The sequence below is a fragment of the Acidiphilium sp. genome, assembly GCF_049977125.1.
GTDB lineage: Bacteria > Pseudomonadota > Alphaproteobacteria > Acetobacterales > Acetobacteraceae > Acidiphilium.
This window is the reverse complement of sequence record NZ_JBMFGY010000122.1, coordinates 1-8,867: the sequence shown is the minus strand read 5'-3', so window position 1 is coordinate 8,867 and position 8,867 is coordinate 1. Positions and strand designations below refer to the sequence as shown.

8 protein-coding genes are annotated in these 8,867 nt (G+C 65.2%); 6 read left to right on the top strand and 2 right to left on the bottom strand.

Annotated elements, in window-relative coordinates; all coding sequences use genetic code 11:
- Nucleotides 1-17: 17 nt before the first annotated feature.
- Complete coding sequence (locus ACP5E6_RS14425; RefSeq protein WP_427955046.1) at nt 18-1,373, bottom strand: transglycosylase SLT domain-containing protein; 1,356 nt, start codon at nt 1,371-1,373, stop codon at nt 18-20.
- 79 nt (nt 1,374-1,452) lie between these two features.
- Here ACP5E6_RS14425 and ACP5E6_RS14420 point away from each other — a divergent pair, with 79 nt between their 5' ends.
- The 4 genes from ACP5E6_RS14420 (at nt 1,453) to ACP5E6_RS14405 (ending at nt 4,964) form a co-directional block, all read left to right on the top strand.
- Nucleotides 1,453-1,995, top strand: a complete 543-nt coding sequence (locus ACP5E6_RS14420; protein WP_427955045.1) for a hypothetical protein — start codon at nt 1,453-1,455, stop codon at nt 1,993-1,995.
- A gap of 73 nt (nt 1,996-2,068) precedes the next feature.
- Nucleotides 2,069-3,019, top strand: coding sequence for an ABC transporter permease (locus ACP5E6_RS14415; RefSeq protein ID WP_427955044.1), 951 nt, complete (start codon nt 2,069-2,071; stop codon nt 3,017-3,019).
- A gap of 4 nt (nt 3,020-3,023) precedes the next feature.
- Nucleotides 3,024-3,848 carry an ABC transporter ATP-binding protein gene (locus ACP5E6_RS14410; RefSeq protein WP_427955042.1) on the top strand — a complete coding sequence of 275 codons (825 nt, stop codon included), beginning with the start codon at nt 3,024-3,026 and terminating at the stop codon, nt 3,846-3,848.
- A 132-nt stretch (nt 3,849-3,980) separates the two neighbouring features.
- Nucleotides 3,981-4,964: an aldo/keto reductase gene (locus tag ACP5E6_RS14405; protein WP_427955041.1), complete on the top strand. Its 984-nt coding sequence runs from the start codon at nt 3,981-3,983 to the stop codon at nt 4,962-4,964.
- A gap of 108 nt (nt 4,965-5,072) precedes the next feature.
- On the opposite strand, the gene ACP5E6_RS14400 is transcribed toward ACP5E6_RS14405, so the two are convergent.
- Entirely contained in the window at nt 5,073-6,041 is a 969-nt protein-coding gene (locus tag ACP5E6_RS14400; protein WP_427955039.1) for a Gfo/Idh/MocA family protein, read from the bottom strand.
- Between the two features lie 100 nt (nt 6,042-6,141).
- Here ACP5E6_RS14400 and secD point away from each other — a divergent pair, with 100 nt between their 5' ends.
- Together secD and secF are read left to right on the top strand one after the other, a co-directional pair.
- Nucleotides 6,142-7,722: a protein translocase subunit SecD gene (gene secD, locus ACP5E6_RS14395; RefSeq protein ID WP_427955038.1), complete on the top strand. Its 1,581-nt coding sequence runs from the start codon at nt 6,142-6,144 to the stop codon at nt 7,720-7,722.
- 10 nt (nt 7,723-7,732) lie between these two features.
- The gene (gene secF, locus ACP5E6_RS14390; RefSeq protein ID WP_427955037.1) at nt 7,733-8,710 is read left to right on the top strand and encodes a protein translocase subunit SecF; all 978 of its coding nucleotides are present in this window, start codon (nt 7,733-7,735) and stop codon (nt 8,708-8,710) included.
- Nucleotides 8,711-8,867 lie beyond the last annotated feature (157 nt).

The window sequence follows — 8,867 nt, the reverse complement described above, 5'->3', positions numbered from 1 at the left end:
TTTCCGGTCGCGCCGCCTCACTGCGCCGCGGGCGACAACACTTCGCAACCGGTCGGACCGTTATTCAGCCGCTGGCAGGCGGCGATCGCCTGCTGATGCGGCAGATCGACGAAGCGGGCGCGATAGAATTGCCCATGCGCCGTCGCGATCGGCAGCACCACCGCCTGACCGGTGATCAGCGAGGACACCGCCGAAAGCTCGGCGATACCGAGTGCCGCCTTCGCATGGGCCGGCGTGTCATACGCGCCGACCTGAATGCCCCAGCGCGATCCGCTGCCTTGGGTCGCGGTTGCCGCCGGTGGCAGGGGCGGCGGGGCGGCGGCCTCGGCGGTCGGCATCAGCGAAAAACCGGTGTCCCGATGCAGCGGCGGCAAAACCCGCGCGGCGGGCGGCGTATAGCGCGGTCGTTCGACCACGGGCGGCGGGGTCAGCATCGCCATCTGAACCGGCGCCTGCCGTGGCGGCGGCGGTGGCATCATCGGCGCGGCGGCCGCTTCCATCCGCGGCGTCAGCATCGCGGTTTCGATCTGCGGCGCCGGCGTGGCCGAACCGTTCGCGGCCAATTGGGAGGCGTTGAGCGATTCGGTCGAAGCCTCCTGATACCCCGGCCGCAACCCGGGCCGGATTCGCGCCGGCAGGGCATTCATCGCGAGATCCACCGCTGGCGATTGGCTGGCCGGATAGACCCCCGCGATATTCGGCGCGATCATCGCGACATACTGGCGGGTCTGGTTGGGCAGCGGCTGCTTGTAGTCGAGATAATCATCGAGCCGTCCCGGCCCCGCGTTATACGCCGCCAGAAAACCGGGCGAGCCATAGATCTGGTACATCTCGTGAATATACGCGGCCCCCGCCATGATATTATTATAGGGGTTGTAGGGGTCTGTCCCCAGGCCGTAGCGGGCGGCCATTTCGCGGTAGGTTTCGGGTTCGAGCTGCATCAGCCCCATCGCGCCGGTATAGGAGACGGTCAGATGCCCGTTCATATATTCATGCCCGCCGGATTCCACCCGCATGACCTGGCGGATCCATTTGGTCGGCACATCGAACCGCGCCGAGGCCTGGCGGATATAGGGTCCCCACGGATCATTCGGCGGGCCGGGCGGCGTGTAATTGCCCGGCGCGTGTGCGGCATAATCGGCGGCTTGCTGCGTCGGCGGCAGGCTCGACTGATGCGAGGCGCAGGCCGACAAAAACGCGACCGCCGCGACCCCGGACAATCTGAACATCCATCGCCGCAGCGGCATCGCGCGGTCGCGGCGCGTCGTCGCAGAAAACGGAACCGTCATCGCCGACTCTTGATGCACGACCAAACTCTCCCAAACGCCGCCGCTCGGGCGGATTTTACGCAGTGTGACGCGCGGTGATTTCATCCGACGCGCCAATTTCGCCGCAAGCCTCGAACGGCGAATGAAGGACATCCTATAAACCCCCTAACTTAATGGTGATTTTATGGCAACCACCAAATTCACCCCACGCCCGATCAGGCCATCCGCCGCCCCGCGCATGGACAGGCGCGATTTTTCGCCTATGTCTTTGGCAATACTGGCCGATGACGGAGTTTTCATGGGGTATTTCCGCAATCAGATCGCAGCATCCGCCGCCGGCACCGATCGAAACGCGCCGGGATGGCGGATCGGCGCGGCGCTCGGCGCCCTGCTGACGATCGGGGCGCTCGCCGGCTGCACCGCGTCACCCCCGGCCGCCATGTCGTCCACCGCACCGCCGGGAGCTACCGGAACCATCGTGTCCGCGCGTGAGGTGATCCTGCAGATCGCCGGTGCCGAGGGCGGCGTGCTCGGCGCGCTCGGCGCCCCGGCGAGCGCCGGCGAAACCCTGGCCCCCGCGACCGAATTCATCGTGCGCGAAACCAACGGCACGATCATCTCGGTCATGCAGCCGCAGCCCACCAGCCTGCATCCGGGCGAGCGCGTCCGCATCCTGCGCGGCGTGACCACACGGCTGGCCCCGCTCGAAACCAACCCCGCGGCATGAAATCGCGGCAAGCTTTCCGTGTTGAACCGCCGCCTCGGTTGAAGCGCTCGATGCCTTCCTGTATCGCCGGATCATGAGCTCGACGGCCACCAGCAAGACACCCGAAATCGTCCCCGCCGACCCCGCAGCGGCCGAAGCCCTGCCGATCGCCGGCGCAATCGATGAAGGCACCGTGCTGAACCGGCGCGACGCGCATCTGGTGATCACCGCCGGCCTCGGCTGGCCCGGCCTGTTCGTCCAGGCCGGCCGCGATCTCGCTGAAACCTGGACCCTGCGGCGCCTGGTCTGGACTCTCGCCTTCCTCGACATCAAGCTGCGCTATCGCGGCTCTCTGCTCGGCCCGTTCTGGCTGACCCTCTCGACCGGGGTGATGATCGCGGCGCTCGGCTTTGTTTATTCGCATCTGTTCAAGACCGATCTGCACACCTACCTGCCATTCCTGTCGCTCTCGCTCGTGTTGTGGAACAATTTCATCACCTCGACCGTGACCGACGCCTGCGTCGCCTACACCTCGGCGAACGCCACGATCCACGCGATGCGGATGCCGATGTCGATGCATGCGGCACGCAGCGTCGTGCGCAACGTGATGGTGCTGGCCCATTCGGTGATCGTGATCGTGGTCGTGTTCGCCCTGGAAAACACCTGGCCGGGCAAGGTCGCGTTCATGGCCCTGCCGGCGTTCGCGCTCTGGTTGATCGATGGCATGGCGGTGTCACTGCTGTTCGGCGGCTTCTGCGCCCGGTTCCGCGATGTGCCGCCGATCATCGCCAGCGTCATGCAGATCGCCTTCTTCGTCAGCCCGATCATCTGGAGTCCCCAAATCCTGAAGGATCGCGGCATCGGCGTCATCCTGCTCAACTGGAACCCGTTCTATTCACTGCTGCAAATCATGCGCGCGCCTCTGCTGAACCAGATGCCGAGTGCTGCGACCTGGGACTCAGCCCTCGGATTTTCCGCGGCACTGATCCTGATTTCCGGCGTCTTCTTCGTGCGGGCGCGCAGCCGCATCGCGTTCTGGGTCTGACGGCATGACCATGATCCGCGCCGAGGCGCTCTCGATCAATTTCCCGCTGTACCACGGCGAGAGCCGCAGCCTGAAAAAAACCATGCTGGCCGCCGCGTCCGGCCGCGGCCGCCTGGGCGAGGACGCCCGCAAGCGCGTCGTGGTGCAGGCGGTGCGCGACGTGAATTTCGAACTCCGTTCGGGTGACCGGCTCGGCCTGGTCGGCTCCAACGGCGCCGGCAAAACCACGCTGCTGCGCACCCTCGCCGGGATCTACGAGCCGAGCGGCGGGCGCATCACCATCGATGGCGCGCTCTCCGCCCTGCTCGATGCCGGCCAGGGCATGAACCCCGACCTCACCGGACGCGAGAACATCCGCCTGCGCGGCTTGTTCAGCGGCTTGCATAACGCCGAGATCGCACGCTTGCAGGAGGATGTCGCCGCCTTCGCCGAGCTTGCCCAATTCATCGATCTGCCGGTGCGGATCTATTCCTCGGGCATGATGGTGCGGCTCGGCTTCGCCCTCGCCACCGCCATCCGCCCCCAGATCCTGCTGATGGACGAATGGATTCTGGCCGGGGATGCCGCCTTTATGGGCCGCGCGCGCCAACGGCTGGAATCGATGGTGCGCGGCGCTGAAATCCTCGTGTTGTCGAGCCACTCGGCCGATGTCGTCATGCAATGGTGCAACCGGGTGATCTGGATGGATCAGGGCCAGGTCCGCGCCGATGGCACGCCGGACGAGGTGCTGTCCCACTACCTGCCGGCGGATCAATTCGCCCAGGCCAAGGCGGCCATCGTCGCCCGCACGGCAACCGCCATCGGCCCGGCCGCCCTGCAGGACGCCTGATCGCCGCAATCCTGGCGAACGCCTCTCACATCGCGTAATGTTGGCAACGAACACGCTTGCCAAGCCGTCACGATCAGCCACATGAAACAGTGTGAGGGTGCTCTGTTCGCACCATCCCAGGAGATATCGCCGATGAACGAACGCAGGCTTGGCACATCGCTGGTGGTTTCCGCCATCGGGCTCGGCTGCATGGGCATGTCTGATTTCTACGCCGCGCGCGACGATGACGAAGCGATCGCCACGATCCGCCACGCGGTGGAGCGTGGCGTGACCCTGTTCGACACGGCGGACATCTATGGCATGGGCGCCAACGAAATCCTGCTCGGCCGCGCGCTCGCGCCGTTCCGCGATCAGGTCATCATCGCGACGAAATTCGGCAATGTCCGCGATCCGGACGGCACGTTCCGCGGCGTCTGCGGCCGGCCGGCCTATGTCCGGCAATGCTGCGAGGCCAGCCTGAAGCGGCTCGGCGTCGAGACCATCGATCTGTATTACCAGCACAGGGTCGATCCCACCGTGCCGATCGAGGAGACCGTCGGTGCGATGGCCGACCTCGTGGCCGAGGGCAAAATCCGCTACATCGGCCTCTCCGAAGCCGCCCCCAACACGATCCGCCGCGCCCACGCCGTGCACCGGATCGCCGCGGTCCAGAGCGAGTATTCACTCTGGACGCGCGATATGGAGTTCGAAGTGCTGCCGACATTGCGCGAACTCGGCATCGGCTTCGTGCCCTATTCGCCGCTCGGCCGGGGTTTTCTGACCGGCATGTTCAAATCCCCCGAGGATATCCCCGAAGGTGACGCCCGCCGCGCCCAGCCGCGCTTTACCGGTGAAAACTTCGCCCGCAACCTCACGCTGGTCACGATCCTGGAGGAAATGGCCCATCGCCTCCGCTGCAAGACCGGACAACTCGCCCTCGCCTTCGTGCTCGCCCAGGGCAGCGACGTCGTGCCGATCCCCGGCACCGGCAAACGCGACCATCTCGATGAAAATCTCGCCGCCTTCGACGTACCGCTGTCCGCCGCCGACCTCGCCAAACTCGAACGCGCCATGCCCCCAGGATCGGCTTCCGGCACCCGCTATGCGGCCAGCCAGATGGCGGCACTCAACCGCTAGAGCTCTATGTTTTTTCGAGCGATTTCATGCGATTATGTTGCCGCTGTCGCGTCAACTTAATCGCATATCGCTCTAAACCGGCCCGTGCCGGTCGCGGCGACGCTTCCGCTATCGGATCAGCCCCGACCGCACGGCCCGCGCCCGGCTTGCCGCGATCGAGGCGCTCACCTTGATCGCCGCCTCGAGCGCCCGCCGCCCCGCCGCCGCATCGACCAGAACCGCACCTCCATCGAGGCAGGCGGCATGGAACGCGGCGTGTTCGGCAGCCAGTGCGTCATGATCCTGCCAGCTTGCCGTCTCCAGCCCGAATTCCTCGAACCCCGGCAGCGCCATGCCGCGATCGCGCCCGATCAGAGTCAGCGTCTTGGCCGCGAAATCCACCGTCAGATACCCGGCCTCGGAAAAAATCCGCATCTTGCGCTCGGTTTTCAGTGAAATCCGGCTCGCCGTGATGGTCGCCACGCAGCCATCGGCGAAATGCACCCGTGCGTTGGCGATGTCGTCATGCGCGCTCGCCACCGCCGCACCCACCGCATCGACGCTCTCGATCGGCTGGCCGACCAAGGCCAGCACCAGATCGAGATCATGGATCATGAGATCGAGAATGACCGAAACATCGGTCCCGCGTGGCTTGAACGGCGCCACCCGCACGGCCTCGATATAAAGGGGTCGCCCCATCCGCGCCGCCACCGCGCCATGCGCCGCGGAAAACCGTTCCAGATGCCCCACCTGCAACACCAATCCCCGCGCCGCCGCCATCGCCGCCAGCTGATCCGCCTCATCCAGGGTCGCGGCGATCGGTTTTTCGATCAGCACATGCCGCCCGGCCGCCAAACCCCGCATCGCCAGCGGGAAATGCGCATCCGCCGGTGCCGCGATGATCAACGCATCGGCCGCCGCGATCAGCCCATCGAGATCCAGCACCGCGCAACCCGCCTCAGCCGCGACCAGCCCGGCCCGCGCGGCATCAGGGTCGTGCAGCCCCACCAGCACCGCCCGTTCCGCCGCCGCTGTTTTGAGCGCATGAAAACGCCCGAAATGCCCCGCACCGATCACACCGATTTTCAGCCTGTCCACCGAAACCCTCCCCGTTCATCGCTACACTTGCACGCACAAGCCGGCCCCGCCATACCACCCCCGCCGAGTACCCGGCTCGCTCAAGGACCCATCGCCGCCCATGCTCTATTTCTCGCGCCTGAAAACCACCCTGATCGTGCTGTTCTGCGCCATCGGCGTGCTGCTCGCTTTGCCGAACCTGATCAAGCGTCCGCTGCCGGATATTCCCTGGCCGCAGATCCATCTCGGGCTCGATCTGCGCGGCGGATCGTACCTGTTGATGCAGATCGACATGAACGCCGTGGTGAAGGAGCAACTCACCGGCCTGACCGACGATGTGCGCCACGCCCTGCTCAAGGCCGACATCGGCTATACCGATCTTGGCGCCAATGTCCCGGCCAAGCGCGTCCAGTTCAACCTGTTGAAACCCTCCGATGCCGCCGCCGCCCGGCCGATCCTCGAACGGCTGATCAGCCCGGTCGAGGCCGCCGGCGGTGCTCCTGATCTCGACATCCACATCTCGAACGCCGGCGCCGTCACCCTCACCCTCTCGCGTGCCGGGCTGATCGCGAAACAAAGTCAGGCGATCGCCCAATCGATCACGATCATCGGCCGCCGGATCGATGGTTCCGGCGTGGTCGACCCCCAGATCGCGCGCCAAGGCACCGATCAGATCGTAATCCAGCTCCCCGGCGTGTCAGACCCCAACCGGATCAAGCGCCTGCTCGGCAAAACCGCGCACATGACCTTTCATATGGTCGCGCAGAACGTGAACCCTGAAACCAAGACCCCACCACCCGGCGTCGAGATCCTGCCGATGCTGAACGATTCGACCCAAACCATGGCAATCCGGTCCCGCGTCGCGGTCGACGGCGCCGACCTCACCAACGCCCAGGCCGGACAGGACCCGCAAACCGGCCAATGGGTGGTCAATTTCACCTTCAATGGCGAGGGCGCACGCAAATTCGCCGAAATCACCACCAAGAATGTCGGCAAACTCTTCGCCATCGAACTCGACCATAAAATCATCGAGGCGCCGGTCATCCAGACCCCGATCATCGGCGGGCAAGGCCAGATCACCGGCAATTTCACCGCCCAATCCGCCACCGACCTCGCACTGCTGCTGCGCGCCGGCGCGCTGCCTGCCCCGCTCACCGTGGTCGAACAGCAAAGCGTCGGCCCCGAACTCGGCGCCGATGCGATCCGCGCCGGCATCATCTCGCTCGCCGTGGGCTTCGCTCTGGTCATCCTGTTCATGGCGAGTTTCTATGGCCTGTTCGGCTGGTTCGCGAATATCGCCCTGGTGGTCAACCTGCTCCTTCTGGTCGCGGTGCTCTCCCTGATGGGTGCAACCCTTACCCTGCCCGGCATGGCCGGCATCCTGCTCACGCTCGGCATGGCGGTCGATGCCAACGTGCTGATCAACGAGCGTGTCCGCGAGGAGGTCAAACTCGGCCGCAAACCGCTCGCCGCCCTCGAAGCCGGCTACAAGCGCGCTTACGGCACCATCATCGATTCCAACGTGACCACCTTGCTTGCGCATATCACGCTGTTCATCTTTGGCTCGCCGCCGGTGCGCGGCTTCGCGGTGACCATCTGTGTCGGCATCATCACCACCCTCTTCACCTCGACCGTTCTGGTCCGGCTGATCACGGCGCGCTGGTATATCGCCCGCCGCCCCGCCGCCCTGCCGGTTTACTAAGGCCAAGCGCATGAAATTCCTCACCACCCCCGCCTTCCGCCTGGTGCCGGACGGCACGCGCATCCGCTTCATGAAGGGGCGCTTCATCGGCCTGATGGTCTCGGCCGTGCTCTCCACCGCCTCGATCATCCTGTTCATCCACCCCGGACTCAATCTTGGCCTCGATTTCAAGGGCGGCGTCGTCATCCAGGTCGCGACACCCACCAAACCCGATTTCGCCAAGCTCCGCGCCGGGCTCGACGCCGCCCACCTGCAAGGCGCCGCGCTGCAAGGCTTTGGCAACGGCAAGGGCGTGCTGATCAGCCTGGAATCCAAAGCCAATGCCCAGGCGACCGAACAATCCCTCACCGCCGCCGAAACCGTCGTCAAAACGACCATCCCCGGTGCTGACATCCTATCCACCCAGGCCATCGGCGCCTCGGTCTCGGCCACATTGTTCCGCCAGGGCATCATCGCCCTCGGCCTCAGCTTCCTGATGATCCTGGTCTATATCTGGTTCCGCTTCGAATGGCAGTTCGCGGTCGGCGCCGTCACCACCCTGATCCTCGACGTCACCAAGACGATCGGCTTCATGGTGATTACCCAGATCCCGTTCGACCTGGTCACGATCGCGGCCATCCTCACCGTGATCGGCTACTCCACCAACGACAAAGTCGTGGTCTATGACCGGATGCGCGAAAACCTGCGCAAATACAAAACCATGCCGCTGCGCGACCTGATCGACCTGTCGATCAACGAAACCCTCAACCGAACCCTCGGCACCTCAAGCACCGTCTTCCTCGCCGCCCTGCCGCTCGCCCTGTTCGGCGGCGCGTCACTCTCCGGCTTCGCCTGGATCATGCTGTTCGGCATCGTCGTCGGCACGTCATCAAGCATTTATATCGCCGCCCCGATCCTTCTGCTTCTGGGCGAACATCATCTGCGCCGCGGCCCGAAAATCAACGACGATCCCACCGTCGCCAAAACCCCCGCCCGCACGTCACGATGACCGTCATACGTCCAATGGTCGGGAGGGTGGGGCTTGGGGTAGCCAGTAAGGCCAGGGGCGCTGCCCCTGGACCCCGTTAAAGGCGGAGCCTTTAAAATCCATCGGGTTCTAAGGGCCTCGCCCTTAGTGGGGGTCCAGGGGGCAAAGCCCCCTGACC

Bases quoted from the DNA above. Each gene is read 5' to 3' on its own strand.
- ACP5E6_RS14425 (WP_427955046.1), bottom strand. From the start codon at position 1,373: ATGAAATCACCGCGCGTCACACTGCGTAAAATCCGCCCGAGCGGCGGC.
- ACP5E6_RS14420 (WP_427955045.1), top strand. From the start codon at position 1,453: ATGGCAACCACCAAATTCACCCCACGCCCGATCAGGCCATCCGCCGCC.
- ACP5E6_RS14415 (WP_427955044.1), top strand. From the start codon at position 2,069: ATGAGCTCGACGGCCACCAGCAAGACACCCGAAATCGTCCCCGCCGAC.
- secF (WP_427955037.1), top strand. From the start codon at position 7,733: ATGAAATTCCTCACCACCCCCGCCTTCCGCCTGGTGCCGGACGGCACG.
- ACP5E6_RS14405 (WP_427955041.1), top strand. From the start codon at position 3,981: ATGAACGAACGCAGGCTTGGCACATCGCTGGTGGTTTCCGCCATCGGG.
- secD (WP_427955038.1), top strand. From the start codon at position 6,142: ATGCTCTATTTCTCGCGCCTGAAAACCACCCTGATCGTGCTGTTCTGC.
- ACP5E6_RS14410 (WP_427955042.1), top strand. From the start codon at position 3,024: ATGACCATGATCCGCGCCGAGGCGCTCTCGATCAATTTCCCGCTGTAC.